This is a genomic window from Tersicoccus solisilvae (genome assembly GCF_014643255.1).
Lineage (GTDB): Bacteria > Actinomycetota > Actinomycetes > Actinomycetales > Micrococcaceae > Tersicoccus > Tersicoccus solisilvae.
On record NZ_BMJI01000001.1, the window covers coordinates 30,640 to 55,583 of the forward strand.

General features: G+C 72.7%; 25 protein-coding genes. 12 read left to right on the plus strand and 13 right to left on the minus strand.

All coding sequences use genetic code 11. The features are described from left to right. Positions 1 to 72 precede the first annotated feature (72 nt). From IEX22_RS00155 to IEX22_RS00170, 4 genes are all read left to right on the plus strand, one after another. A complete protein-coding gene (locus IEX22_RS00155) occupies positions 73 to 1,389 on the plus strand; it encodes a uracil-xanthine permease family protein (protein WP_188664533.1) in 1,317 nt (438 codons plus the stop codon). Positions 1,390 to 1,624: 235 nt separating this feature from the next. Next, a complete protein-coding gene (locus IEX22_RS00160; protein ID WP_188664536.1) occupies positions 1,625 to 2,527 on the plus strand; it encodes a DNA-formamidopyrimidine glycosylase family protein in 903 nt (300 codons plus the stop codon). A gap of 94 nt (positions 2,528 to 2,621) precedes the next feature. After that, positions 2,622 to 3,056, plus strand: a complete 435-nt coding sequence (locus IEX22_RS00165; protein ID WP_188664539.1) for a VOC family protein — start codon at positions 2,622 to 2,624, stop codon at positions 3,054 to 3,056. Positions 3,057 to 3,061: 5 nt separating this feature from the next. Continuing rightward, on the plus strand, positions 3,062 to 3,703 hold the full coding sequence (locus IEX22_RS00170; RefSeq protein WP_188664542.1) for a winged helix-turn-helix transcriptional regulator: 642 nt from the start codon (positions 3,062 to 3,064) through the stop codon (positions 3,701 to 3,703). Between the two features lie 120 nt (positions 3,704 to 3,823). Here the strand turns inward: IEX22_RS00170 and IEX22_RS00175 are convergent, their stop codons facing one another. The 9 genes from IEX22_RS00175 to IEX22_RS00215 form a co-directional block, all read right to left on the minus strand. Then, positions 3,824 to 4,627 carry a glycerophosphodiester phosphodiesterase family protein gene (locus tag IEX22_RS00175; RefSeq protein ID WP_229659651.1) on the minus strand — a complete coding sequence of 268 codons (804 nt, stop codon included), beginning with the start codon at positions 4,625 to 4,627 and terminating at the stop codon, positions 3,824 to 3,826. After that, complete coding sequence (locus IEX22_RS00180; RefSeq protein ID WP_188664545.1) at positions 4,620 to 5,525, minus strand: HAD family hydrolase; 906 nt, start codon at positions 5,523 to 5,525, stop codon at positions 4,620 to 4,622. Before IEX22_RS00180 ends, IEX22_RS00175 begins: the two co-directional genes overlap by 8 nt. A 7-nt stretch (positions 5,526 to 5,532) precedes the next feature. Next, positions 5,533 to 6,069 carry a YbhB/YbcL family Raf kinase inhibitor-like protein gene (locus IEX22_RS00185; protein ID WP_188664548.1) on the minus strand — a complete coding sequence of 179 codons (537 nt, stop codon included), beginning with the start codon at positions 6,067 to 6,069 and terminating at the stop codon, positions 5,533 to 5,535. 88 nt (positions 6,070 to 6,157) lie between these two features. Next, complete coding sequence (locus tag IEX22_RS00190; RefSeq protein WP_188664551.1) at positions 6,158 to 7,075, minus strand: carbohydrate kinase family protein; 918 nt, start codon at positions 7,073 to 7,075, stop codon at positions 6,158 to 6,160. Between the two features lie 116 nt (positions 7,076 to 7,191). Further along, complete coding sequence (locus tag IEX22_RS00195) at positions 7,192 to 7,920, minus strand: glutamine amidotransferase (protein WP_188664554.1); 729 nt, start codon at positions 7,918 to 7,920, stop codon at positions 7,192 to 7,194. A 120-nt stretch (positions 7,921 to 8,040) separates the two neighbouring features. Then, the gene (locus IEX22_RS00200; protein ID WP_188664557.1) at positions 8,041 to 8,544 is read right to left on the minus strand and encodes an SRPBCC family protein; all 504 of its coding nucleotides are present in this window, start codon (positions 8,542 to 8,544) and stop codon (positions 8,041 to 8,043) included. Positions 8,545 to 8,631: 87 nt separating this feature from the next. Then, on the minus strand, positions 8,632 to 9,390 hold the full coding sequence (locus IEX22_RS00205) for a glycosyltransferase family 2 protein (RefSeq protein WP_229659652.1): 759 nt from the start codon (positions 9,388 to 9,390) through the stop codon (positions 8,632 to 8,634). Next, on the minus strand, positions 9,387 to 10,748 hold the full coding sequence (locus IEX22_RS00210) for a bifunctional PIG-L family deacetylase/class I SAM-dependent methyltransferase (RefSeq protein ID WP_229659653.1): 1,362 nt from the start codon (positions 10,746 to 10,748) through the stop codon (positions 9,387 to 9,389). The genes IEX22_RS00205 and IEX22_RS00210 overlap by 4 nt, the downstream gene beginning before the upstream one ends. Next, positions 10,745 to 11,908 carry an acyl-CoA dehydrogenase family protein gene (locus IEX22_RS00215; RefSeq protein ID WP_229659654.1) on the minus strand — a complete coding sequence of 388 codons (1,164 nt, stop codon included), beginning with the start codon at positions 11,906 to 11,908 and terminating at the stop codon, positions 10,745 to 10,747. Before IEX22_RS00215 ends, IEX22_RS00210 begins: the two co-directional genes overlap by 4 nt. A gap of 172 nt (positions 11,909 to 12,080) precedes the next feature. On the opposite strand from IEX22_RS00215, the gene IEX22_RS00220 reads away from it, so the two are divergent. Both IEX22_RS00220 and IEX22_RS16520 read left to right on the plus strand, forming a co-directional pair. After that, the gene (locus tag IEX22_RS00220) at positions 12,081 to 13,547 is read left to right on the plus strand and encodes an OFA family MFS transporter (RefSeq protein WP_188666004.1); all 1,467 of its coding nucleotides are present in this window, start codon (positions 12,081 to 12,083) and stop codon (positions 13,545 to 13,547) included. A 1-nt stretch (position 13,548) separates the two neighbouring features. Next, complete coding sequence (locus tag IEX22_RS16520) at positions 13,549 to 13,647, plus strand: MFS transporter small subunit (protein ID WP_188664560.1); 99 nt, start codon at positions 13,549 to 13,551, stop codon at positions 13,645 to 13,647. 6 nt (positions 13,648 to 13,653) lie between these two features. On the opposite strand, the gene fdhD is transcribed toward IEX22_RS16520, so the two are convergent. After that, on the minus strand, positions 13,654 to 14,505 hold the full coding sequence (gene fdhD / locus IEX22_RS00230; protein WP_188664563.1) for a formate dehydrogenase accessory sulfurtransferase FdhD: 852 nt from the start codon (positions 14,503 to 14,505) through the stop codon (positions 13,654 to 13,656). Between the two features lie 197 nt (positions 14,506 to 14,702). Between fdhD and IEX22_RS00235 the strand changes: the two genes are divergently transcribed. The 4 genes from IEX22_RS00235 (at position 14,703) to IEX22_RS00250 (ending at position 17,568) form a co-directional block, all read left to right on the plus strand. Beyond that, positions 14,703 to 15,305, plus strand: a complete 603-nt coding sequence (locus tag IEX22_RS00235) for a hypothetical protein (protein ID WP_188664566.1) — start codon at positions 14,703 to 14,705, stop codon at positions 15,303 to 15,305. A 132-nt stretch (positions 15,306 to 15,437) separates the two neighbouring features. Further along, positions 15,438 to 16,229 carry a YcnI family copper-binding membrane protein gene (locus IEX22_RS00240; RefSeq protein WP_188664569.1) on the plus strand — a complete coding sequence of 264 codons (792 nt, stop codon included), beginning with the start codon at positions 15,438 to 15,440 and terminating at the stop codon, positions 16,227 to 16,229. Then, positions 16,226 to 16,798 (plus strand): copper resistance CopC family protein, encoded by a 573-nt coding sequence (locus tag IEX22_RS00245; protein ID WP_188664572.1) that lies wholly within the window; start codon positions 16,226 to 16,228, stop codon positions 16,796 to 16,798. Before IEX22_RS00240 ends, IEX22_RS00245 begins: the two co-directional genes overlap by 4 nt. Before the next feature lie 122 nt (positions 16,799 to 16,920). Then, on the plus strand, positions 16,921 to 17,568 hold the full coding sequence (locus IEX22_RS00250; RefSeq protein ID WP_188664575.1) for a DinB family protein: 648 nt from the start codon (positions 16,921 to 16,923) through the stop codon (positions 17,566 to 17,568). A gap of 52 nt (positions 17,569 to 17,620) precedes the next feature. On the opposite strand, the gene IEX22_RS00255 is transcribed toward IEX22_RS00250, so the two are convergent. Continuing rightward, the gene (locus IEX22_RS00255) at positions 17,621 to 17,926 is read right to left on the minus strand and encodes a hypothetical protein (protein ID WP_188664578.1); all 306 of its coding nucleotides are present in this window, start codon (positions 17,924 to 17,926) and stop codon (positions 17,621 to 17,623) included. Between the two features lie 173 nt (positions 17,927 to 18,099). Here IEX22_RS00255 and IEX22_RS00260 point away from each other — a divergent pair, with 173 nt between their 5' ends. Both IEX22_RS00260 and IEX22_RS00265 read left to right on the plus strand, forming a co-directional pair. Beyond that, positions 18,100 to 21,486 carry a DEAD/DEAH box helicase gene (locus IEX22_RS00260; protein ID WP_188664582.1) on the plus strand — a complete coding sequence of 1,129 codons (3,387 nt, stop codon included), beginning with the start codon at positions 18,100 to 18,102 and terminating at the stop codon, positions 21,484 to 21,486. Between the two features lie 270 nt (positions 21,487 to 21,756). Further along, positions 21,757 to 22,941 carry an ATP-binding protein gene (locus IEX22_RS00265; protein WP_188664585.1) on the plus strand — a complete coding sequence of 395 codons (1,185 nt, stop codon included), beginning with the start codon at positions 21,757 to 21,759 and terminating at the stop codon, positions 22,939 to 22,941. Between the two features lie 185 nt (positions 22,942 to 23,126). On the opposite strand, the gene IEX22_RS00270 is transcribed toward IEX22_RS00265, so the two are convergent. After that, positions 23,127 to 24,134 carry a glycine betaine ABC transporter substrate-binding protein gene (locus tag IEX22_RS00270; protein WP_188664588.1) on the minus strand — a complete coding sequence of 336 codons (1,008 nt, stop codon included), beginning with the start codon at positions 24,132 to 24,134 and terminating at the stop codon, positions 23,127 to 23,129. A gap of 1 nt (position 24,135) precedes the next feature. Then, complete coding sequence (locus IEX22_RS00275) at positions 24,136 to 24,864, minus strand: ABC transporter permease (RefSeq protein ID WP_438816577.1); 729 nt, start codon at positions 24,862 to 24,864, stop codon at positions 24,136 to 24,138. Positions 24,865 to 24,944: the final 80 nt, after the last annotated feature.

The window sequence follows — 24,944 nt, forward strand, 5'->3', positions numbered from 1 at the left end:
CGGTGACGGGTGCCGACGCCGGTCGCATAGTCTGACCTGCGGCCCTCGAACCACCGCCCGGAAGGGACGCTCATGGCACTGCCCGGATTCTCCTGGACGCTGCACGGGGACGGACGCACCGTCCGCCCGGGCGCCGTCGTCGCCCCGGACGAGCGGCTCAATTGGCCGCGGACCGTCGGGATCGGCATGCAGCACGTCGTCGCCATGTTCGGCGCGACCTTCCTGGTGCCCCTGCTCACCGGGTTACCGCCGGCCACCACCCTGTTCTTCTCCGGCATCGGCACGCTGCTGTTCCTGGTCATCACGGCCGGCCGGGTGCCCAGCTACCTCGGCTCCAGCTTCGCCTTCATCGCTCCGATCGGCGCAGCGACCAACCAGCACGGCATGGGCGGCGCGCTCGGCGGGGTGCTGCTGGCCGGCGTCGTCCTCTTCCTCGTCGGGCTGGTGGTCCAGCTCGCGGGCAGCCGGTGGCTCCAGGTGCTCATGCCGCCGGTCGTCACGGGCGCCATCGTCGCCCTCATCGGCCTGAACCTCGCGCCGAGCGCCCGCGCCAACCTGGAGAAGGGGCCGGTGACGGCGGTCGTCACGCTGCTCGCCATCGTGCTGGTCACCGTGCTGTTCCGCGGCATCCTCGGCCGCCTGGCCATCCTCGTCGGCGTCGCGCTCGGCTACGTCGTCGCCGTCCTCCGCGGCGAGGTCGACTTCGCCGCCGTCGAGCAGGCCGCCTGGGTGGGCCTGCCCCCGTTCACCGCGCCCGAGCTGCACCTCTCCGTCGTCGGCCTCTTCGTGCCCGTCGTGCTCGTGCTCGTCGCGGAGAACATCGGGCACGTGAAGTCGGTGGCCCTGATGACCGGCCGCAACCTGGACGACCTGACCGGCCGGGCGCTGATGTCGGACGGCCTGGCCACGGCGCTCGCGGGGGCGGGTGGCGGGTCCGGCACGACGACGTATGCGGAGAACATCGGCGTCATGGCCGCCACGAAGGTGTACTCGACGGCGGCGTACTGGGTCGCGGCGATCACCGCCCTGGTGTTGAGCTTCTCCCCCAAGTTCGGCGCCGCGATCGCCACGGTGCCCCCGGGCGTCCTCGGCGGCGCCGCCATCCTGCTCTACGGCATGATCGGCATGCTCGGCGTGCGGATCTGGGTGCAGAACCGGGTCAACTTCGCCAACCCGATCAACCTGACGACGGCGGCCGTCGCGCTGGTGATCGGCATCGCCGACGTCACCTGGGTGGCCGGCGACCTCACCTTCGCCGGCATCGCCCTCGGCACCGCGGCGGCGCTCGTGCTCTTCCACGGCATGACGGCGATCAACCGGTTCACCCGGGCCGTGCAGGACCCCGAGCACCTCGAGGACGTCGGGACGGAGCCCAGCCAGCTCGGGTGAGTCCGTCCTCCCCGGCGACGAGTCGCCGAGTCGCCGAGTCGCCGAGTCCGTCGGTTCCGTCCTGCGGGCGCGCTGAGTCCGTCGGTTGCGCCCTCCGACGGGGGTCTTTGACCACCCCGTGAGGGCGGAACTGACGGACTCACGCGTGTGCGGTGAGGATGACCCGTCGCGCCCGCGCCTTCCGGGAACTTCTTCCGCGCCGGCCCCGGGTTGACGGCCCCGGTACGCTGACGCCATGCCGGAGATGCCGCAGGTCCAGGCCCTCGTCGACTTCCTCGACGCCCGGCTGGTGCACCGGGTGACGCCCGAGGGCGAGCAGCTCGACGGCGGCGCCCACGTCACCGGCGTCTCCCTCGGCTCCTTCGCGGTGCTCAAGACCGCGGTGCCCCCGCTGGACGCCCTCGCCGGGGCCGAGATCACCGGCGTCGCCCGCTTCGGCAAGTACATCGACCTGGACTGCGACGGCGTGCACCTCGTCTTCCACCTCGCCCGTGCCGGGTGGCTGCGGTGGCTGGCCCACCCGCCCGCACGCCCGCTGCGGCCCGGCAAGAGCCCCGTCGCGCTGCGGCTCGAGGTGGACGGGGCGTCCGACGGCGGCGCCGGATTCGAGCTGACCGAGGCGGGCACGAAGAAGGCGCTGGCCGTCTACGTCGTCGACGACCCGGCCGACGTGCACGGCCTGGCCACCCTCGGCCCGGAGGCGCTGACCCTGAGCGAGGCGGACTTCGCGGGCCTGCTCGCCGGGCACCGCGGCCAGATCAAGGGCCTGCTGCGGGACCAGTCGACCATCGCCGGGATCGGCAACGCGTACAGCGACGAGATCCTGCACGCGGCGAAGCTCTCGCCGTTCGCCATCGCCGCCAAGCTTCCCGACGAGGAGGTCGAGCGGCTCTACACGGCGATGCACACGACCCTCGACGCGGCGATCGCGGCGTCGGCGGGCAAGCCGGCCGCCGAGTTGAAGGACTCGAAGCGCTCCTCCATGGCCGTGCACGGCCGCACCGGAGAGGCGTGCCCGGTGTGCGGCGACACCGTCCGGGAGGTCTCGTTCGCCGACTCGTCCCTGCAGTACTGCCCCACCTGCCAGACCGGCGGCAAGCCGCTGGCGGACCGGCGGACGTCGAAGTTCCTCAAGTAGCTCGGTCCTGAAGGAGACGACGCAGACCCTTGACGTGTTACTTGTTTTTTACAAGTATGACAGTCATCAGCACTCCACCGATGAGGAGCTTCCGATGACTGCCATGTTCGTCAACCTGCCGGTGACCGACCTGGAACGCGCGAAGGCGTTCTACACGGCGATCGGCTTCACCATCAACCCGCAGTTCACGGACCACAATGCGGCCTGCGTCGTGGTCGAGGACGGCCACAGTTATTTCATGATCCTGGTCCGCGAGTTCTTCCAGACCTTCACCGACCTGCCGATCGGCGACCCGGCCGTCAACCCGTCGGTCTCGACCGCGATCTTCCACGACAGCCGGGAAGAGGTGGACGCGGCCGTCGCCCGCGGCCTGGAGGCGGGCGGAGCGGAGCCGCGCCCCGCCTCGGACTACGGCTTCATGTACCAGCGCCAGCTCACCGATCCCGACGGCAACGTCCTGGAGTTCGGCTGGATGGATCCCGTCGCCGCCGAGCAGGGCCCCGAGGCGTACACGAACCAGCAGGCCTGAGGTCCATGGCCGCACGCGACTACGGGCAGTACTCCGGGGTCACTCGCGCCCTGGAGCTCGTGGGCGAGCGCTGGGCCATGCTGATCGTCCGGGACCTGCTGGTCGGGCCGCGCCGCTACGGCGAACTGGCCGCCGGGCTCCCCCGGATCCCGACGAACATCCTGGCGGCGAGGCTGAAGGAGCTGCAGGCGGCCGGCGTGCTGCGCCGGGCGCCGCGCTCCCGCGTCATCGTCTACGAGCTGACGCCTTTCGGCCGTGAGCTTGAGCCTGTGGTGCTCGCGCTCGGGGCGTGGGGCTTCAAGGCGATGGGCCAGGCGCGGGAGGAGCAGATCATCACGCCGGACTCGATGACCATCGACCTGCGCACCGCCTTCCGACCACAGGTCGCCCTGGACCTGCCGCCCACCGCCTATGCCGCCCACGTCGGCGTCGCCGAGCTGCTGATCCGGGTCGACGGCTCCCGGCTCGACGTGACGCGCGGGGACGGCCCGGCCGATCTCGCGTTCGCCGCCGGCCCGGGCATCCACAGGGTCATCGCGGGGGAGCTGGACCCGGATCGCGCCATCGCGACCGGCGTGGTCGAGGTGCTGCACGGACGCGGCGATCTGCTCGGCCGGTTCGCGGACACGTTCCACCTGGCCGCCTGACCCGGCCGCCAGACGTCGCGCCGGCTCGCCAGCGCCAGCTCGTCAATAGATGCACGAAAAGAGTCGATTCCGGCCCGGATCGGACATCTATCGACGAGCTGGCGCTGAACGAAAGGAGGGTCACGCCTGCGGCCAAGCGCCCCGCTCCGTCAGCACCGCAGCGAGCACGTCGGCCCGATCGCTGACGATCCCGTCCGCGCCGGCGTCGAGCAGCCGGCGCATGGCGTCGGCGTCGTTGATCGTCCACACGTGCACCTCCAGCCCCCACCGGTGCGCCAGCGCGACGCTCCGCGCGGTCACCACGGGGACGGCCACACCGAGCATCCGCTGCCGCTCCGGCACCTGGAACGCGTCGACGTCACGCAGCAGCCGCCGCGCGGCCGGCGCGAGCAACGGCAGCACGGACGCGAGTACCCAGACCGCGGTCAGCGCGGTCCCGGCGGACGTGGCCGCGGGTCGGCTCAGCCGGCGCAGCACGGCCCGGCGTCGCCGGTCCGAGAAGGACGCGACGAGGACGCGGTCGTGGGCGCCGAGCCGGTCGATGACGGCGGCGAGCGGGGCCACGCCGACCCTGCTCTTGACGTCGATGTTCAGCCGCAGGTCGGGGAACCGCTCGAGCACCTCGGCGAGGGTGGGAATCGGGTCCGTCCCGATCCGCACGGCACGCACGGCGGCCGCCGTCATGGTCGAGATGCGTCCCGTCGTACCGGTCACGCGTTCGAGCGTGTCGTCGTGGAAGACGAACAGCTCACCGTCGGCACTGGCCTGCACGTCGGTCTCGACCCACCCGCAGCCGAGGTCGACGGCGGCCTGCACGGCGGCCAGTGAGTTCTCGGCGCCGTCCGGGGCGTAACCACGGTGGGCCAGCCCCTTGGGCCGCGCGACCCCGCCGATGACGTTGGCCAGGTAGGGGCGGTCAGGCACGCGCCGGGTCCTGCGGCTCCGGCGACGGAGCGGCCGGGGACGGGGGATCGGCGTCGTGCCCGGACGCGAGCACCCCTTCGATCACCTGGGCAACGCCGTCCTCGTCGAACGGCGGCGCGAGGTTCGCGGCCGCCTCCCGCGCCTCCGGGTGCCCGCTGGCCATGGCGTAGCCGTGCCCGGCCCAGCGCAGCATCTGCCGGTCGTTGGGCATGTCGCCGAAGGCGTACACGTCGCCGGCGTCGATGCCGTGGCGTTCGGCGTACCGCGCCAGCGTGACCGCCTTGTCGATGCCCTGCGGTGCCATCTCCACCAGCGCGACGCCGGGGCTGGAGTGGGTGACGGCGACGAGGTCGCTCACCAGCCCCCGCACGTGGCCGAGGAAGTCGTCGGGGGTCAGCGTCGGGTGCTTGGCCAGGAACTTGACCACCGACTCGTCGTCGGGGATCTCCTCCTCGACGCCGTCCGTGACGCGGGCACGGCGCGGCAGCACGTCGGCGATCCACTGCGGCGCGAGTTCGCGCAGTTCGATGCTCTCGATGTCGAGGAACCCGGGTTCGACGACGAACCCGGCGAGGGACTCGAGGGCGAACCGGGCATCCGGGAACGCCTGCTCGATCCGCTCCCGAGCGGCATACACGTCGTCGGCGGCGATGGTCGTGCGGTCCAGCACCCGGCGCTGTCCGAGGTCGTACACGACGGCCCCGTTCGAACAGATCACGAGGCCCTCGTGGCCGAGCTGGTCCACCAGCGGATCGAGCCAGCGCGGCGGCCGCCCGGTGACGAAGACGATCCCGACGCCGGCCGCGCGGGCCGCGGCGAAGGCGTCGACGGTGCGCGCCGAGATCTTCCCGTCGTGCCCGACGATGGTGCCGTCCAGGTCGCTGGCGATCAGCCGCACGCGTGCGCTACTTCGCTTCGTACCGGCCCGTGATCCGGGCGCGGCCGATGCTGTGGCTGAAGAGGTTGAAGCCGAGGAACGCCGGGCTCGCGTCATCGGGGATGTCCAGGTGATCGACGTCGAGCGCGTGCACGACGACCATGTACCGGTGCGGGCCGTGCCCGGACGGCGGGGCGGCGCCGACGAATCCGGCATAACCGGCGTCGTTGCGCAGCACCACGGCGCCGTCCGGCAGCGCGGGCAGCTTCCCCTCGCCGGGACCGGCCGGCAGCGACGTCGTGGAGACCGGCAGGTTGAACAGCGCCAGGTGCCAGAAGCCGCTCGCGGTCGGCGCATCGGGGTCGAGCACGGTGACGGCGAAGCTCTCCGTCTCGGACGGGAAGTCGCTCCAGGTCAGCTGCGGGGAGACGTCCTGTCCGCCGGGCACGCCCATCGTGCCGCTGAGCTGCGGCGCGGCCAGGGTGGCGCCGTCGGTGATGCTCGCGGACGTGAGGGTGAACGCGGGGACGAAGGGCAGCTCGTCGTACGGGTCGATCGAGGTCATCGTGGTCCTCTCGGCGGGGGCGGACGGTGCTGGTCCCAGCCTACCGACGACGCGCGGCTCACCCGGTGCCGCCGCGGAGCGGACCGGCCTACCGGGGCACCTCGTGCCGGGTGGGCGGGTTGGCGCCGGCGCGCGAGACGGTGACCCCGGCCGCCGCGCTGCAGAAGCGGAGGATCTCAGCCAGCTCCTCGACGGACAGGCGCGGCAGCCGCTCCCGCTGCCCCGAGCCGTCCCAGCCGCGGTCGACGACGGCGCTGAGCAGGGCGGCCATGAACGAGTCGCCGGCGCCCACGGTGTCCACGACGTCGACCCGGGCGGCGGGTACCGCCGTCGCACCGGCCCGGCAGATCCCCCAGGGACCCTCGGCGCCGCGGGTGACGACCACCAGGGCCGGCCCGAGGTCGAGCCACGCGGCCGCGGCGTCCTCCAGGGACCGGTCCGGGTAGAGCCAGGCGAGGTCCTCGTCCGAGGCCTTGACCACGTCGGCCAGGGCGACGAACCGTTCGGTCCGTTCCCGGGCGCGATCGACGTCGGTGATGATGGACGGCCGGCAGTTCGGGTCGAAGCCGATGGTGGCGGCGGGCCGGGCGCGTTCGACGGCGGCCAGCACCTGGGCGGCGCCGGGGTCGAGCATGGTGGCGATGGAGCCGGTGTGCACGAGGGTGGTGCCCGCCAGCAGGCGGGGCAGCCGCTCGAGCAGGCCGGGCAGCTCCCAGTGCAGGGTGAAGTCGTAGTCGGCGCTGCCGTCCGGTCGCAGCCGCGCGGCGGCGACGCTGGTGCGGCCGGTGTCCGCCGGCCACGGGGTGAGCACCGCGTTGGAGCGCAGGTGGCCCTCGATCAGGTCGCCGTACGGGTCCTGCCCGTAGCGGCCGATGAACTGGGTGGGGTGCCCGAGCCGGGCGAGGCCGACCGCGACGTTGAGCGGACTGCCGCCGACGTGCGCCCGCTGCGGCTCGCCCTCGCGCTGGACGACGTCGACGAGCGCCTCTCCGATGACCGTGAGCATGCAGCGAACCTACACCGCGCCCCAGCTCGTCAATAGATGTCGACGCAAGCGCTTCCGTGGGCCCCGATCCAACATCTATTGGCGAGCTGGCGGAATGCAGGAACGACCGGGGGGGGTCAGCCGTAGAGCTCGACGAAACGGCGCAGGATCGCGTGGGACGCCTCGACGTCGGCGGCGGCCACCTCGGCCTTGAGCTCCTCCGCGGTCTCCGGCGGGAAGTACCCCGCGTACTTGTAGACGTCGATCCGCTGCGCGAGGGCGCCGGCATCGAGCTCGGGATGGAACTGCGTCGCGTACAGGTTCTGCTTGAGCCGGAACATCTGGACCGGGCAGGCGGTCGAGGACCCGAGCAGCACCGCGCCGGGAGGCAGCTCGCGGACGGCCTCCTTGTGTCCGACGTACGCGTCGAACGCGGCCGGCAGGCCCGCGCAGAGGGGGTCCGCCGCAGCCGCGTCGGTCAGGGTCACCCGCACCGCGCTGATCGGCTCGGCGTACGTCCGGTCCACGACGCCGCCGGCGAACACCCCGAGGGTGCCGACGCCGTAGCAGGCGCCAAGGAACGGCAGGTCCTCGGCCACGATCGTGTCCAGCAGCTGCCGCAGCCGCGCCTCGACGGCCACCTGGACGTCGGACTTCTGCTCGAGCGGGTCCGAGGAGTTGAACGGGCTGCCCCCGAGGAAGACGCCCGCGTACCGGCCGAGCTCGATGTCGGCGTCGGGTTCGAGCACCAGCCGGATCCGGTCGAGCCGTTCCGGCGGCAGCCCGGAGTGGGTGAGGAACGAGGCCAGCTCCCCGGCCGCCGCCGCGTCGTGATCGCGGGTGGACAGCAGCAGGAAGGGTTTCACCCTGCGATCCTAGTCAGCGGACGCCACCCGGGACGGCGGGCCCGTACGCACCGCGGGCCCCGGTCCGAACGACCGGGGCCCGCGGGCGAGAACACGATGCCGTCAGCTCTTGACGCTTCGTCAGCTCTTGACGACGGCCCCGGCGAGGAGACCGAGGGAGTGCTCCAGCTGGTCCTTGCTCACCAGCGGGAAGGACACCTTCTTCAGCAGCTCCTTGTCCGTGACCTTGCTCCAGTCGTAGGTCAGGGTGACCTCGGTGGCGTCGGACCCCTGCGCCTCCAGCTCCCAGAGCCACTCCCAGCCCGGAGGCTCGGTACCGGCCGGCGCGGTCTTCCAGCCGACCATCTTGTTGTCCTCGTAGGCGGTGACGTGGTTCTCCGTCTGGTACTCGCCGCCCATGTGGTCGCCCTCCATGTTCATGGTGAACACGTCGCCGACCTTGCTGATCCGGAAGCTGCGGTCCTCGGACCGGAGGAAGCCGGACCCGTCGAACTGGCGGTGCTGAGCCGGGTTGGTCAGCAGGTTGAAGATGTCACCGGCGGAGGCGTCGATGAGGCGGGAGACGACGATGCGGGACTCGTGGGTGCCCGGGTCGTGATCGTGTTCGCTCGCGTGGTTCGCCATGGCGTGATCCTTTCTCGAGGGACGTTGCGGCCGTACCCGGCAAGCCTAGTCACCGAGCCGATGACGAGGCCGTTCGGGCGGCGACGTTCACCCGGGGTGAACGCCGGGGGTGGTGCCGGCGTTCAGACGCGGCGCCAGGGATCTGACGTAGCCCGCGAACCCGGCGGGTGCCCGGCCGGTCGCGCGGCCCGACGTGGTGACGCGGATGCGGTCGGTGGCGACGACGACAGCGCCGGCCACGCGCGCCCGGTGCGCCAGCCGGACGTCCTCGTGGGCGGCGACCGCTCCGAATCCGCCCGCGGCCCGGTAGGCCGAGAGCCGGATGCCGAGGTTCGCGCCGTGGACGTACGCGTGACCATCGGCGAGGCGGTGCCGCCGGTGCCAGGCGGCCAGCTGGGCGGCGGACGTGTCGGTGGGATCCGGCTCGACGGTGCCCAGGACGAGGTCGGCGCCGCCGTCGGCCAGGTCCACCTGCACGCTGAGCCAGTCGACGGGCACGCGGCTGTCCGCGTCGGTGCTGGCCACCCAGACCCGGTCCGGCACGTCGACCGCCTCCGCGGCGTCGACCCCGGCCGAACGCGCGGCTCCGACCGTGCCCGAGGTGACGTGATGGGCGTGCACCCAGCCCGCGGCGGCGACGAGGTCGGGGGTGGCGTCCGTGCACGCATCGAGCACGACCGTGACGTCGGCTCGCACGCCCGGACGGGTGCGGGTGAGATGGTCGACGGCGGCGCGGAGCGCGGCGAGGGCACCGGGCAGCAGCGCCTCCTCGTTGCGGGCCGGGACGACCACGTGCACGGCGCGCAGCGGCTCGGGTCGGCCGCGGACGGGTTCGACGTCGCTCACACCAGTCCCGACTCCCGCGCCACGGAACCGACGCCCGGTCGCACGAGCACCTCGATCAGCAGGTCCTCCTCGACGTGCCGGACGAGCACGGGCAGGCCGAGCCGGCCGCGCAGTCGCTCGTGCACCGCGTCGCCGTCGAGCGCCCACCCGGTCATCGGATGGCGCCAGTGGCACAGCAGGACGACGCCGTCGTCGGTCAGGCCGGCGAGGATCCGGTCGGCCAGCAGGTCCAGGCCGGCGGCGGTGAGGTAGTAGCCCACCTCGGAGACGACCACCAGGTCGAACACGCCCTCGGGCCACTGCGCCGGCAACCGCAGCCGGCGCAGCTCCACGACATCGGCGACACCGGCGTCGGCCAGGGTCTGCGCCGCCCCGGCGAGCGCGGCGGGGCTGACGTCGGTGGCGACCAGTGTCGCGCAGCGCGGCGCCAGCTCGGCCGTCAGGACGCCGATCGAACACCCGACCTCCAGTCCCCGGCGGAAGCGTTCGCGCGGCAGGGCGGCGACGGTGAGGGCCCGCTTGCGCCGCTCGTACCAGCGATCCCGGAAACCCCAGGGGTCAGCGCCGCCGGCGTGGAGCCGCTCGAAGATGCCGGCGAACCGCTCCGCGTCGAGGAAGGTCTCGAAGGGCCGCGCGAACCGCCCCACCATGTCCGGCAGCAGGATCGGCTCGTCGCCCGGCGCCGGGGACAGCGGGGCCACCTGGCTGGTGTGCTCGGCGAGTGCGGCGGCCTTGGCGTCCCGTTCGGTGGGGGTCAGGTCCAGCCGGACGGCACCGTCCCAGGGAACGTCGGCGTCGTCGGCCCACAGCCACGCCCAAATCGGGTACTCGAGCAGTCGCGCGGCGGTCCCGGTCACGGCCGTGGCGGCGGCCCGGCCGGCGGCGTCGTGGTCGGTGTGCCCGTCCAGATGCCACGGCGCGGCCAGGACGGTGCCCGGCTCCGTCAGCCGGCTGCGCAGGTCCGCGACGACGGCGTCCTCGTGCGCGGCGAGCCGGCCGTCGGGCAGCTCCAGCAGCACGACGTCGACAGCCGTGTGCAGCCGGGCCGCGGCGGCCCGGATCTCCTCCCGGCGCAGCGCGGCGAGCCGGTCCGGGGTGTGCGTCGGGGAGTCCGGGTGGGAGGCCTCGCCCTGGGTGGCGACGACGACGGTGACGGCAGCCCCGAGCGCGCCGGCGCGCGCGATCAGTCCCCCGGCGCCGAGCGTCTCGTCGTCGGGGTGGGCGGCGAGCACGACCAGCCGGCGCAGGGGCACTCCGTCCCGGTCGGTGAGCTCCGCCGCGGGCAGCCCGGCCAGCGGGGAGGACGACCACGACGCCTCGCTGCGCCCGGCGTCGGTGTGCGTGAAGCGGGCGGTCACCAGGGCAGCTCCTCGTCGTCGGCGAGCCGGGTCAGCAGCGAGCGTCCGAGCGCCGCGCGGTCCCGCTCGGCGTGCTCCTGCCGCAGGTAGAGCTGCAGGTCGGCGACCCGGTGTGCGTGCTCGGCGTCGAAGGCCAGGGGCGCCGGGCCGGTGCCGTGGCCGACGGCGCGCAGCACCGTCTCGGCGGCGTCGGCGACGACGGCGCGGACCCGCAGGGCGAGGAGCGCTCCCGCCGATCCGGTCGCCCCGCCGGCGTCCACCCGCTCGGCGGCGTCGGCGAGGGCGGTGCGGGCGGCGACGAGGGCGACGTCCACCTGGCCGAGCAGCATCAGGCCGATCTGGTCGAGGCCGTCGCCGCGTCGGCGTGCCTGGGTCGCGAGCAACCGGGCCACCCCGACGGCGCCGCCGTACCAGCAGGCCGCGACGCCGATGCCGCCCCACGCGAATCCGGGCCTGCGCAGGTACCAGCCGGGTTCGCCGACCGGGACGGCGGGGACGGAGGCGAACTCGACCGGGCCGCTCGGCACCGTCGGCAGGCCGAGGCCGACCCACGCGGCGTCGGCGACGGTGACGCCCGGGTGGCGCAGGTCGACGGCGAAGGCCCGGCGCGCGTCGCCGGTCGCCTGCCCGTCCGCCGGCACACCGGCCGTGGCCGGGTGCGCCGTGACGACGGCGTGCGTGAGGCTGCCGGCCAGCGAGCACCACGGCTTGCCGCCGGTCAGCAGCTGGGTCGGCCCGCCGCGGGCACCGTGGGCCTCGAGCCGGAGGCCCTGCCCCTCGGCGGCGAACACCCCCCACGTGCTGTCGGGGCCGGCGCCGACGGCCGCCACCCGGTCCCGGTCGGCGTCCGGCAGCTGGTCGAGGATGGCGAGGGCGTCCAGATGGGGCTCGACGGTGCGGGCGGCCCCGAGGTCGCGGGCGGCGACCTCGGCGAGCGCCTCCCACAACTCGGCCGTCCTGCCCCTTCCCGGGCCGGGCAGCTCCGTACCGAGCCGACGCGCGAGCTCCAGCGCCCCGGCGGTCCCGATCCCGGTTCCGGCCGCGAACGCGTCGGCGATCAGGGCGGCCGCCCTGCCGGCGGGTCGTCCCGGCCCGATGCCGGCGCGCAGGCGCAGGTCAGACCCCGGTGTCACCGTCGGGCCGGTCAACTCTCTCGACATTCGAGCAGTCTACTGATAGTCCGGGACACGGACGGATGTGATTGCATCCACCTGTGGGCTGGGACACAATGGCGCATCGGGCCGGCCGACGCACGGATCGTCGGGCCCGTCGCACCGACCATCGTTCGCGCCCATCCCCGCGAGCGGCAGAAACGGAGATGCTGTGAGTCCTCTGGGCGTGCTCGACCGCTCCCGCACGATCGCCGGACCCGGCTTCAACCGCTGGCTCATCCCGCCGGCCGCCCTCGCCGTCCACCTGTGCATCGGCCAGGTGTACGCGACGAGCGTGTACAAGACCGCGCTCGTCGAGCACTTCGGCACCAGCCAGACCGCGATCGGCGTGATCTTCTCGGTCGCCATCGTCATGCTCGGCCTCTCGGCCGCCATCTTCGGCACCTGGGTGGACACCAACGGGCCGCGCAAGGCCATGGTCGCCTCGGCGGCGTGCTGGGTCACCGGCTTCCTCGTCGGCTCCCTCGGCATCTTCACCGGTCAACTGTGGCTGCTCTACCTCGGCTACGGGGTGATCGGCGGCATCGGGCTGGGCATCGGCTACATCTCCCCCGTGTCCACCCTGATCAAGTGGTTCCCGGACCGGCCCGGCCTGGCGACGGGCATGGCCATCATGGGCTTCGGCGGCGGCGCGCTGATCGCCAGCCCGCTCTCCACGGCGCTGCTGAAGCTGTACGACCCGGCGTCCGGTTCCGGCACCCCGAGTGGTGACGCCGTGGGCAAGCTCTTCCTCACCTTCGCCGTGCTGCACCTGGCGTACATGCTGTTCGGCGCCTTCACCATCCGGGTGCCCGCCGACGGGTGGCGCCCGGCCGGGTTCGACCCGGCGACCGTCAAGGCCAAGGCACTGGTGACGGACGCCCACGTCTCGGCGAACAACGCCATCCGCACCCGGCCGTTCTGGCTGCTGTGGATCGTGCTGTTCTGCAACGTCACTGCCGGCATCGGCATCCTCGAGCAGGCGGCGCCGATGATCCAGGACTTCTTCCGGCAGCCGGACGGGCACTCCCTCGTCTCCGCCGCCGTCGCGGGCGGCTTCGTGGGTCTGCTCTCCATCGGCAACATGGCCGGCCGGTTCGTCTGGTCCACCACCTCGGACTACATCGGGCGCAAGCGGATCTATCTCGTCTACCTCGGCGTCGGTGCCGTGCTCTACGTGGTGCTGGCGACGGTCGGGTCCGCCGCGACCCTGCTGTTCGTGCTGCTGGCCTTCGTGATCCTGTCCTTCTACGGCGGTGGTTTCGCGACCGCCCCGGCGTACCTGCGCGACCTGTTCGGCACGTTCCAGGTCGGCGCGATCCACGGCCGGCTGCTGACCGCGTGGTCCGCGGCGGGCGTGGCCGGCCCGCTGATCGTCAACGGCGTCCTGGACGCCCGCGGCAAGCCGGGCACGCTCGACGCCGGCGCCTACCAGCCGGCGCTGTTCGTCATGGTCGGGCTCCTCGTCGTCGGATTCGTCGCCAACCTGCTCGTCCGCTCGGTCGACCCGCGCTACCACGAGCCCCGCCGGGGCGCCGGAACGGCGACCGGCACCCGGACCGGGCGGGAGGGCGCCTCGGCCGTCGCGGCAGCGGACGCCGGGCCGGCCACCGCGACCACCACCCGCACCGCCGCCGAGGAGGCCTGACATGCGCGCTCGACTGATCATCGGCTGGACCCTGGTCGCCGTCCCCCTGCTCTACGGCATCGTCAACACGCTCTCCCGGGCGGCCGACCTGTTCCGCTGAGCCGGCTCAGTCCGTGCGGACCCGGTCGGCCCGCGTGTAGAGATTGACGGACCGGCCCCGGCTGAACCCGGCGAGCGTGATGCCCGCCTGGTCGGCGAGCTCCACCGCGAGCGAGGACGGCGCCGAGACGGCGGCGAGCGCCGGGATGCCGGCCAGGTGCGCCTTCTGCACCAGCTCGAAGGACGCGCGGCCGGACACCTGCAGCACGGTGTTGCGGGCCGGGACCAGGTTCGTGCGCAGCGCCCAGCCGACCACCTTGTCGACGGCGTTGTGCCGGCCGACGTCCTCCCGCAGGCACAGCAGCCGGGGCCCGTCGGCGTCGAGCGCGAAGAGGCCGGCGGCGTGCACCCCGCCGGTGCTGGAGAACAGCGACTGCTCCGCGCGCAGCGCCTCCGGCAGGGCCAGCAGCTGCGCCGCGGTCATTCGCAGACCGTCACGTGCGACGTCGAAGGCGCTGGTCTTCGTCACCGCCTCGATGGACGCCGTCCCGCAGATCCCGCACGAGGACGAGGTGTACACGTGCCGTTCGGCGCTGGTGTCGGGCGGCGCCACCCCGGGCGCGAGGGTCACCTCGACGATGTTGTAGCTGGCCCGCCCGTCGGCGTGGACGCCGGGACCGTAACGGAGCCCCGCGATGTGGTCCATGCTGCTGACGACGCCCTCCGAGACGAGGAAACCGGCGGCGAGGTCGAAGTCGTCACCGGGGGTGCGCATGGTGACGGTGAAGGGCCGGCCGTTCAGGCGCAGTTCGAGCGGCTCCTCGCCGGCGATCGTGTCCGCCCGCGCGTTGACCTCGACGGCCCCGTCGTCGCCGACCCGCAACCGGGTCACCCGCCGTCGCCGGCTCGCTCGCACCATGCCCGCACCTCCCGCGCCGTCGTCCCGGTGGACGCCGTTCACGCCCACCCTAGCCAGCGCCCCCGCAGGACCGGGCCGCCCGGCCGGTCGGTGTCGGCGCCTACAGTGGTGCCCAGCAGATGCCCCCGAGCCACGCTGCCGGACGGTGGGCATCGTGGCGGAGGGCACCCCACCGGTCAGGAACGAGGGAGGACGGCGTGACACCCACTCGACTGCGCCTGCCTCGCGCCGCCGCGGTCACGACGGCCATGGTGGCCCTGGGGCTGGGGGCGCACACGACGGCCGGCGGTCCGCTGCCACCGGTGCCGATCCTGGTCGCCGTCACCGTGGTCGCGCTGGTCCCGACGATGCTGCTCGCCGGCCGGAAGCTGACCACCGGCGTCCTCGGATGCCTGCTCGTCGCCGGGCAGGCGGTGCTGCACCTGGTCTTCACCCGGCTCTCCCTCCCGGGCACCACGCCGACCACGAGTTTCCTCATCGGTCACGGTCACCACGGCGGCGAGGCCGCCCCACCGCTGGCCCCCGGCGCCGCCGCGAGCGCGGTCTCGGCCTCCCCCTCCGTCCCGATGCTGGTCCTGCACGCCCTCGCGACCCTCGGCGTCGCCGTGGTCCTCGCCCGCGGCGAGGCCGCCCTGCTCACGCTGCTGGGCTGGCTGCGCCCGCTGCTGCATCTGCCGGCGCCGACCCGCTTGCCGGTCCCACCGCGGTCCGTCTCGGGCACCGCCACCCCGGCACCCCCGGCCCGGACCGCGCTCCGGTTGCCCCGTCGACGCGGCCCGCCGCCAGCTCCCGCCCGCTGACCTCTCCCCTCGTCGCCCGCCGATCGTCCGGCGCTCGCCCCGGCTCGTCACCGTCCCGGTGACGTGCTGTCGCGTCCCGGTCGCGACCGGGCGACCCCCCGCGCTTCCGCGCACTCATCGACGAGGATTCCCATGACATCCGCCCTTCGCCGCGCCCTCACGGGTACGGCCACCCTGACCGCCACCGCCACCGCGCTCCTGCTCGGAGCCGGCGCCGCGAGCGCCCACGTCACCGTCGTGCCGGACACGACGTCCGCCGGTGGCTACGCCAAGCTCGCCTTCAACGTTCCGACCGAGTCGGCCACCGCCCAGACCACGAAGGTCCAGGTCGACCTGCCGACGGGGACGCCCTTCACGTCCGTCTCCGTCCGGCCGGTCGAGGGCTGGACCGCGAAGCTGACCACGACCACGCTGCCCGCACCGGTCGACGTCGACGGGACGACCGTGACCAGGGCGGTCACCTCCGTCGTCTGGACCGCTGACGACGCCGCCCACCGCATCGGGCAGCACGAATACCAGTCCTTCTCCCTCGCCGTCGGGAAGCTGCCGGCGGAGGGAATCGCCGTCACCCTGCCCGCCACCCAGACCTACACCGACGGCCGTGTCGTGCGGTGGGACCAGCGGGCGCAGGGCGACACGGAACCGGAGCACCCCGCCCCGACGTTCACGACGACGGCGGCGTCCTCCGACCACCATGACGCGGCGGCGTCCGGCGCCGGTGCGGCCGACGCCCACCCCGCGGCGACGACCACCGGCGGCTCGCCGGCCGCAGGCTGGGGCCTCGGCCTCGGCGCCGCCGGGTTCGTGTTCGGGGCCGCCGCGCTCGTCGTCGCCCTACTGACCCGGCGCGGTGCCATCGGGACCCCGGCCGCCCGTGACCGCGGGACGGAACCGCGGTCGGCGCGGCAGGAGGCCGGGCGATGAGCCGGCGGCGTGCGGTTGCCCTCGCCCTGGTGCTCACCCTCGCCGGTCTCGGCCTCGGCGCCCCGGCCGCCCAGGCGCACGACCAGCTGACCGGGACCACCCCGGGTGACGGCGCCACCGTGTCGACCGTCCCGGAGACCATCACCCTGCGGTTCAACGAGACGCCCATCGCCCTGGGCGCGCAGGTGAAGGTGCTCGACCCGGCCGGCGACGACCAGGCCGACGGCTCGGTGCGGATCACCGACACGACCGCCGCCCAGGCGATCAAGCCCGGCGCCCCGGCCGGCAGGTACACCGTCGACTGGCGCATCGTCTCCTCCGACTCGCACCCGATCGAGGGGACGTTCACCTTCACCGCCACGGCGGCGAGCTCGGCCGGGCCGACGACGTCGGCGGCGGGGGCGTCATCGGCGGCGACGCCGTCCTCCACCGGGTCGTCGGCCCCCGCGCCTGCCGGGACCTCCGACAGCAACCCGCTGCCCGTCGTCGTGATCGTGGTCGGCGTGCTGCTGCTGGCCGGCTTCGGGTGGTGGATGGTCCTCTCCGGGCGTCGGCGCGGGCAGGACTGATGCCCGGGGGCCCGGCCGGTCACGCACCCCGCGTGCCCGGCCGGGCCTGCCCCGTTCCCGATCTCGACCGTCCCGCCCGCCGGTGGCATGCTGACAGGAGCCCCTCCCACCCTGGAGTCCTGATGGCCTTCCTCACCGCCCCCGTCGGATCCGAGCCGGACGCCCACGCCACCTTCATCGAGCAGCAGCTGCACCAGCTGCGTCTGACCGCGGGTGGCCTGACCGACGAGCAGGCCCGGCGCACCGTCCCCCCGAGCACCCTGTCGATCGCCGGGCTGATCGCCCACGTCACCCTCGCGACGCACACCTGGCTGGTGCGTGCCCAGGTGGCACCGGAGCCCGCCGGGGCCGCGCGACTGGGGCAGGGCCGGCCGGCGGTGCTGGCGGGGTCCTGGTACGCCGGGGCGGAGGTGCCGCCGGGCGCGTCCCTGGCCGACCTGCTCGCGGCGTACGACGAGGTCGCGGCGCGGGTGCGGCCCGTCGTCGAGTCGGTGCCCCTGGACGTGGCGGTGCCCGTCCCGGACGCCCCGTGGTTCCCCGAGGACGTCGAGTTCTGGACCGCGCGCTGGGTGTTCATCCACGTCGCCACCGAGGTCGCCCGGCACGCCGGGCACGCGGACCTGATCCGTGAGGCGCTCGACGGCAAGGTCGCCTACCAGCTCAACGCGGAAGCGGACGGCCTGGCGTGGGATCCGACCTACGGCGGCCGGGTCAGCCCGCAGGCGCGGGACCGGTCCTGGGGTCCGGAGCCCGAGGACAGCACCGCCTGATCAGCGGTTCGGCCTGATCACTCACCTCGGCGCCGGGGTGCCTGGACCGACGTCAGCGGTCCTCGCCCGGCACGACGTCGTCGCCGGGCGGGAGGTCCGCCTCCCCGGCGTCGGCGTCGGTCTGCGCGGCCGCGCCCGGGCCCGCCGCATCGGCGACCGCCGCGGTGGCGTCGCCCTCCACCGGCGTCGCCGTCGGGGCGTCCGACGACCCGCCCGACCGCTCCCCCGTCGTTTCAGGATCGAGCAACTCCTCCGGGGCCGGCACCAGCGGTCCCTCCGGACCGCCGGGGCGGGGCTTCTCGTGATAGTCCTCCGCGGCCAGTTCCGCCTCGGTCAGGACAGGTCTGCGCTCCGTCATGCCTCCAGTGTGCTGGCCCGCCGCGCACAAGGCCACCCCCGGCCTCCGCATCCCGTGACTGGTCAGTAGTTGTCGGAATACCGCGTCCCGCGACGCCGATTCCGGCATCTACTGACCAGTCAGCGGGAGAGGGGCGTGTGCGGCGGGCGGCCGCGCGGTGAGAGAATGAGCGGATGCCCACCGTGCCGTTGATCGATGCCCAGGATCTGCTGCGCGTCGTCGGCGGCCCCGCGATGCACCGCGGCAAGGCCTACATGCGTGACGGCGCCGTCATCTCCCTCGAATGGGACGCCGACGCGCGCCGCCTGAGCAGTCGGGTGCAGGGAGGCGAACCGGTTCCCTACCGCACCCGGCTGACCCTCGCCCCGCTGCGCGACGGACGGCACCGGATCGCGTCGACGTCGTGCGACTGCCCCGTCGGCGCCGCCTGCAAGCACGTCGCCGCCACGGTCCTGCAGGCCAACGCCGATCACGCCCGCGACCGGCACCGCACGGAGAAGGAGCGGGCCCGAGCCGCCCGCACCACCGAGCCGGACTGGCGCGAACACGTCGAGACGCTCCTGCCCGGCGAGGACACCGACGACGGCGAGGCCGCGCCGACCCCCCTGGGCCTGCAGTTCGAGCTCCGCGAACTCGGTGACACCTTCTCCCGCTGGGCGGCCAGCCGCGGCATCAAGCGCCGCAGCGCCAACCACAAGCTCGGCGTCCGTCCGGTGATCCGCAACGAGAAGGGCCGGTGGGTGCGCAACCAGCTGGCCTGGTCCAACATCGCCTACCAGACCCAGGGCCTGACCTTCGACGCCGACCAGCACCGCTGGTTCTCCCAGTTCCCCGGCCTGCACCGGGCGGCCGGGGTCGGCTACTTCGGGCAGAACGACTCGTGGCTCTACCTCGACGACTTCGCCAACCCGCTGTTGTGGCAGCTGCTGGACGAGGCTACCCGGCTCGGGATTCCCCTGGTCTCCTCCGCGAAGGACACCGCCGTGCGGATCGGGCGCCGGGCACGGATCAGTCTGGACGCCGAGCGGGTCGAGGCGGCGGAGGACCCGCAGACCGGCGACGGCGACGTCCGGGTGGTGCCGGTGCTCGACGTCGACGGCCGGACCTCCGACCTCACCGGCGTCAGCACGATCGCCGACCACGGCGTCTACGTCCGCCGCGAGATCACCGACCCGCAGGGAGCGGCCGGCCCCGCGGGTGCGAGCGCCGAGATTCTCCTCGCCCCGCTCGAGGAGCGGCTCGGGGCCACCCAGAAGGAACTGCTCACCCAGCCGGGCGGCTTCGTGATCCCCGCCGCCGACGCCGACGAGTTCGTCCACGACGTGTACCCGGCCCTGGCCGACCGGATCCTCGTCACCAGCACCGACGGGTCGGTGCCGCTGCCCGTCCCACAACCGCCCACCCTCGTGCTCGAGGTCGAGTACGCCGAGGGTCCGACCGTCGAGGCCCGTTGGCACTGGGAGTACGCGCACGGTGCCCGCGTCTCGCGGCGGCCCCTGCGCCGCTCGCCGGGCGCGCCCGGCCACCGGGATCGGGACGCGGAGGACGCCGTCCTGGCCCGGACCGCCGTCGCGCTGGCGGGGCCCGGCGCCGACACCGACGACGGCGCGAAGGACGCCACCGTCGCGGACCGCACGCTGCACGACATCGACGCCGCGGAGTTCGTCGAGCACACGCTGCCGCGGCTGGTCGACGTCGACGGCGTCGAGGTGCACGACCTCGGCACCCGGCCGGATTTCCGCGAACTGGACGAGACGCCGCGGCTGGTGGTCAGCACGGTCGACTCGACCGAGCGGGACTGGTTCGACCTCGGCCTGATGGTGCGCATCGCCGGGCACGAGATCCCCTTCCGGAAGATCTTCGAGGCGCTGAGCGCGGGCAAGACCAAGGTCATGCTGGTCGACAAGAGCTACTTCTCGATCGACCGCCCGGAGTTCCACCGGTTGCGGGACCTGATCGACGACGCGCGGGAGCTGCGCGAGTGGGAGACCGGCCCACGGATCAGCCGGTTCCAGGCCGGGCTGTGGGAGGAGCTGGAGGAGCTGGCGTGGGAGACCCACGAGTCGGCCGCCTGGTCCCGGACCGTCGCCGGCCTGCTCGACGTCGACGCCGTGCCGGCCCCCGCCCTGCCGGCCGGCCTGGACGCGGACCTGCGCCCGTACCAGCGGGACGGCTTCACCTGGCTGACGTTCCTGTACGAGCACGGCCTCGGCGGCGTGCTGGCCGACGACATGGGGCTCGGCAAGACGCTGCAGACCCTGGCGCTCGTCGCCCACGCCCGAGAGCACCCCGGTGCCGGCGCCGGCACCGACACGGAGCGCCGGGCGCCGTTCCTCGTCGTCGCGCCGACCTCCGTCGTGCACAACTGGGTGGCCGAGGCCGCCCGCTTCACGCCGGGACTGACCGTCCGCGCCCTGACCCGGACCGAGGGGAAGGCGGCCGGGTCCCTCGCGGAGGCCGTGGACGGGGCCGACGTCGTCGTCACCTCCTACGCACTGCTGCGCCTGGACGAGCGGGCCTACCAGAAGCGGGAGTGGGCCGGCCTGATCCTGGACGAGGCGCAGTTCGTCAAGAACCGCACGGCCCGTGTGCACCAGGCCGCCCGGGATCTGGCCGCCCCGTTCAAGCTGGCCATCACGGGCACCCCGATGGAGAACAACCTGATGGAGCTGTGGTCGATGTTCGCCATCGCCGCGCCCGGGCTGTTCCCCACCTCCCGCGTGTTCACCGAGGACTACGTCAAGCCGATCGAGCGGAACGCGGACACCCGGATGCTGGACCGGCTGCGGACCCGGGTGCGGCCGCTGATGATGCGCCGCACGAAGGAGATGGTGGCCCGCGACCTGCCCGAGAAGCAGGAGCAGACGCTCGAGGTGGAGCTGGACGAGGCGCACCGGCGGATCTACGAGACGCAGCTGCAGCGGGAGCGGCAGAAGGTCCTCGGCCTGCTGGACGACCTGGACCGACAGCGGTTCATCGTCTTCCGGTCGCTGACGCTGCTGCGGATGCTGTCCCTGGACGCGGCACTGGTCGACGAGGAGCACGAGGGGGTGCCCTCGGCCAAGCTGGACGCGCTGATGGAGAAGCTCGACGACGTGCTCGCCGAGGGGCACCGGGCGCTGGTGTTCAGCCAGTTCACGTCGTTCCTCGGCCGGGCGGCGGATCGGCTCGACGAGGCCGGCATCCGGTACGCCTACCTGGACGGGTCGACGACGAAGCGCGGCGAGGTGGTCGACTCCTTCAAGCAGGGCGACGCCGGGGTGTTCCTGATCAGTCTCAAGGCCGGCGGGTTCGGCCTGAACCTCACCGAGGCGGACTACGTGTTCCTGCTGGACCCGTGGTGGAACCCCGCCGCCGAGGAGCAGGCCATCGACCGGACTCATCGGATCGGGCAGACCCGCAACGTCATGGTCTACCGGCTCGTCTCCGCCGGCACCATCGAGGAGAAGGTGATGGCCCTGAAAGAGCAGAAGGCCGCCCTGTTCGCGTCCGTGATCGACGACGAGAACGCGTTCTCCGCGGCCGTCACCGCCGAGGACATCCGGTCCCTGCTGGAGTGAACGGGCCTCGCCTCGGCTACCCGTCTTTACCATGTGCGAGGTGACCGCCACGGTGCGGCGCTGTCGCTCGATCGACTGGCTCGAGGTCGACTCGCGCGCGTAGCCAAGACTCACCTCGTTGGACGTCATCCGCGGCTTGTCGACCTCAAACGGCGGGTGCGACGTCGACGACGCGAGCGTGACGACCCCGCCCTGAGTGAGATGTATAGGAAACGCTACATAGTTATAGTTTTTTCCCAATAGGCGAACATAAATTGGTACAGTTCGCGGATGGAGGCTCAGCTCAACCCTTACAACCCCGGCTCCGGGGTTCCCCCGCGCTTTCTTGCTGGCCGCGAAGCAGAGATCAACGGATTCGACCTTCTGGTCGCACGGACAGCCCTGTCGATGCCGGCACGGCCCATGGTGCTCAGCGGGCTCCGGGGGGTGGGAAAGACCGTGCTGCTCAACCGACTGAAGGGCATCGCCGACCACCACGGCTGGCTGACGGTCAAGCTCGAAGGTCGACCCGGAGAACACGGGGCGCGCGACATTCGCAAAGCCCTGGCGCGAGAACTGCAGGTTGCCTCGAGGCGCTACGTGTCCCAGATCGGCGTAGGACCAGTGAAGGCCCTACTGCGCACCGTCACCTCGTTCAGCGCCACCGTCGGCATCGAGGGCATCTCCCTCGGGGTGGAGATCGACCCCGCCCGGGCCACCACCGGCCATATCGACATCGACCTCCAGGACGTGGTCGAAGACGTCGGCACCGCCCTCCGTTCCCTGCGCAAGGGCTTCGCTGTCTTCATCGACGAAATGCAGGACGTCGACGATGACCTCCTCGCGGCCTTGGTGACGGTGCAGCACCACGCCGTGCAGCACGAGCTTCCGTTCTTCGTCACCGGTGCCGGTCTGCCGAATCTTCCCGCTCGGCTTGCCGATGCCCGTAGCTACGCTGAGCGGCTCTTCGATTACCGCCAGATCGGGCAGCTCGACTCGGACCAGGCCGCGGAGTCGTTGGCCGTCCCCGCCTCCCAGATGGGACAGTCCTTCACGGAAGAAGCACTCGCCTCGCTGCTGGAGGCATCGGGACGGTACCCCTACTTCATTCAAGAATTCGGCAGCGCCATCTGGGAAGTGGCCAACGTCAGCCCCTTCAACGTCGACGACGCTCATGAGGCGGTCAGGGTCGGCCGGCAGCGTCTCGACGCCGGATTCTTCCCGTCCCGCTGGGACCGGGCAACAGCACGCGAACGCGACTACATGAACGCCATGGCGGTCGATGGCGAAGGGCCGTCGACCACCGGAACCGTCGCTACCCGACTGGGGAAGAAGGTCACCAGCTTCGGCCCCACGCGGGCGCAGCTCATCTCCAAGGGGCTCATCTACTCTCCCGAGCACGGGCAGATCGCCTTCACGGTCCCCGGCATGGCCGGCTTCATCGCCCGCCAGCACGAGGAGCCCGGAACCAGGTGAGCCAGCCAACCTGGCGCGATCGACCGAGCGCGGGAGGACATCGGTAACGTCGGCACGGTAGACATGCCCGGTGAGCGTACCTCTTCTGCAACACGAAGTGGTGAAGCTCGGAGATGCCAATGTCCCTACCGCCGAGAATGAGCTCGGTGGTGCTGCTCCGGCGTCGGTGAGCTCGACCGCCGCCGCTACCGGGTGACGAAGCCTTCCTTCACCATCCAGTCGGCGGCGACGTCCGCCGGCTCCCGGCCCTGGACGTCGACCTGCAGGTTGAGCTCCTGCAGCTCGGCGTCGGTGAGTTTCGGGGAGATCCTGTCGAAGACCTGCGCGAGCTGCGGGTGCTCCTCCAGCGTCTTCGTGTTGTAGACGGGGGAGACGTTGTACGCCGGGAAGTACTTCTTGTCGTCCGCCAGCACCGTCAGGTCCAGCGCCTTGATCCGGCCGTCGGTCGTGAACACCTCGCCGAAGTTGCAGTCCCCGTTGGCGGTGGCCGTGTAGACCGCGCCGGTGTCGTAGATGCCGATCTGGCCGTTCGGGACGCCGGACCCGCGCGGGATCCCGTACGTCTTGAGCAGCGGATTCATACCGTCCGGGCGCGAATTGAACTCCGCCTCGATGCAGAAGGTGCGCTCGGCCGGCGGGATCGTCGCGATGTCCGAGAGGGATGTCACGCCGAGCTGCTTGGCCTTCGCACTGCGGATGGCGAACGCGTAGGTGTTGTTCATCGGCGCCGGCGGGCCCCAGGTCAGGCCGTTGGCCGTATCGGCGTCCTTGACCGCCTGCCACTGCTTGCGCTGGTCCGGGATCGGCTTGTCCTTGCCCAGGTAGGTCAGCCAGGCGGTGCCGGTGTACTCGTAGGTCAGGTCCGCCTGCCCGTCGAGCATCAACTGGCGGACCGGCTGGCTGCCGGGCACGTTGGTCAGGTCCTGCACGTCGAACCCGGCCGCCCGGGCGGCGATGACGGCGATCTTGCCGAGGATCAGCTGCTCGGTGAAATTCTTGCTCGTCACGGTGAGTCCGGTGCCGACGGGCAGGCCCTCGATGGGCCGGATGGACCCGGGCTTCACGTCGGGCACGAAGGAGGTGGCCGGAGCCAACCCGCATCCGGAGACCCCCAGGGTGAGGGTCAGGACGGCCGCGGTGACGACGGCGCGCAGCCGGCGCCGGCCGCGCGCACGAACAGAGGAGGTCGCCATGTCAGAGTCCCTTCGGCGTCGCGAGGTACTCGACCAGGCGGCCCACCCAGTCGACGAACAGGGCGAGCAGCGCGACGAGGATCGAGCCGGCCACCAGCACGGTGGTCAGGTTGAGGTTGACGCCGGTGGTGATGAGGATGCCGAGTCCGCCGCCGTTGATGAAGGTGGCCAGGGCGGCCGTGCCGACCAGCAGCACCAGCGCGGTGCGGATGCCGCTGAGCATGACGGGCACCGCGAGCGGCAGTTCGACCTTGAACAGCACGGCGGCGGCGCTCATCCCCATGCCGCGGCCGGCCTCGATCAACCGGCGGTCCACCTGCTGCAGGCCGACGACCGTGTTGCGCAGCACCGGCAACACCGCGTACACGACGAGGGCGACGATCGCGGCCCAGAACCCGAAGCCGAGCCAGAAGGCCAGCAGCACGATCAGCCCGATGGCCGGTGCGGCCTGCCCCACGTTGGCGACGGCGGAGACGGGGCCGGCCAGGAAGCGGGTGCGGCTGCGCGTGAGCAGGATCCCCAGGGGCAGTGCGATGACGAGCACGATGACGGCCGCCACCACGGTCAGCTTGAGGTGCTCGACGGTGTAGGCCCACAGCGCGGACGGCGCCAGGGTCGTCGCCTCGGTCGGCGTCAGCGGGGCGTTGAGCAGCCACAGCACCAGGACCGCGAGAGCGACGAGAATGACGCCGAGCTGCACCAGCAGGGCCACCGGCACCCCGCGACGCAGCCGACCGCGGCGGCCCGCGGACTGCGCGGTCCCGGACTCCGCGGCCGCCGGCTCCGCGATCGCCGGCGTCGTCTCCGGCA

Bases quoted from the DNA above. Each gene is read 5' to 3' on its own strand.
- IEX22_RS00155 (WP_188664533.1), top strand. From the start codon at position 73: ATGGCACTGCCCGGATTCTCCTGGACGCTGCACGGGGACGGACGCACC.
- IEX22_RS00160 (WP_188664536.1), top strand. From the start codon at position 1,625: ATGCCGGAGATGCCGCAGGTCCAGGCCCTCGTCGACTTCCTCGACGCC.
- IEX22_RS00165 (WP_188664539.1), top strand. From the start codon at position 2,622: ATGACTGCCATGTTCGTCAACCTGCCGGTGACCGACCTGGAACGCGCG.
- IEX22_RS00170 (WP_188664542.1), top strand. From the start codon at position 3,062: ATGGCCGCACGCGACTACGGGCAGTACTCCGGGGTCACTCGCGCCCTG.
- IEX22_RS00185 (WP_188664548.1), bottom strand. From the start codon at position 6,069: ATGACCTCGATCGACCCGTACGACGAGCTGCCCTTCGTCCCCGCGTTC.
- IEX22_RS00190 (WP_188664551.1), bottom strand. From the start codon at position 7,075: ATGCTCACGGTCATCGGAGAGGCGCTCGTCGACGTCGTCCAGCGCGAG.
- IEX22_RS00200 (WP_188664557.1), bottom strand. From the start codon at position 8,544: ATGGCGAACCACGCGAGCGAACACGATCACGACCCGGGCACCCACGAG.
- IEX22_RS00215 (WP_229659654.1), bottom strand. From the start codon at position 11,908: ATGTCGAGAGAGTTGACCGGCCCGACGGTGACACCGGGGTCTGACCTG.
- IEX22_RS16520 (WP_188664560.1), top strand. From the start codon at position 13,549: ATGCGCGCTCGACTGATCATCGGCTGGACCCTGGTCGCCGTCCCCCTG.
- fdhD (WP_188664563.1), bottom strand. From the start codon at position 14,505: ATGGTGCGAGCGAGCCGGCGACGGCGGGTGACCCGGTTGCGGGTCGGC.
- IEX22_RS00240 (WP_188664569.1), top strand. From the start codon at position 15,438: ATGACATCCGCCCTTCGCCGCGCCCTCACGGGTACGGCCACCCTGACC.
- IEX22_RS00245 (WP_188664572.1), top strand. From the start codon at position 16,226: ATGAGCCGGCGGCGTGCGGTTGCCCTCGCCCTGGTGCTCACCCTCGCC.
- IEX22_RS00250 (WP_188664575.1), top strand. From the start codon at position 16,921: ATGGCCTTCCTCACCGCCCCCGTCGGATCCGAGCCGGACGCCCACGCC.
- IEX22_RS00255 (WP_188664578.1), bottom strand. From the start codon at position 17,926: ATGACGGAGCGCAGACCTGTCCTGACCGAGGCGGAACTGGCCGCGGAG.
- IEX22_RS00260 (WP_188664582.1), top strand. From the start codon at position 18,100: ATGCCCACCGTGCCGTTGATCGATGCCCAGGATCTGCTGCGCGTCGTC.
- IEX22_RS00265 (WP_188664585.1), top strand. From the start codon at position 21,757: ATGGAGGCTCAGCTCAACCCTTACAACCCCGGCTCCGGGGTTCCCCCG.
- IEX22_RS00270 (WP_188664588.1), bottom strand. From the start codon at position 24,134: ATGGCGACCTCCTCTGTTCGTGCGCGCGGCCGGCGCCGGCTGCGCGCC.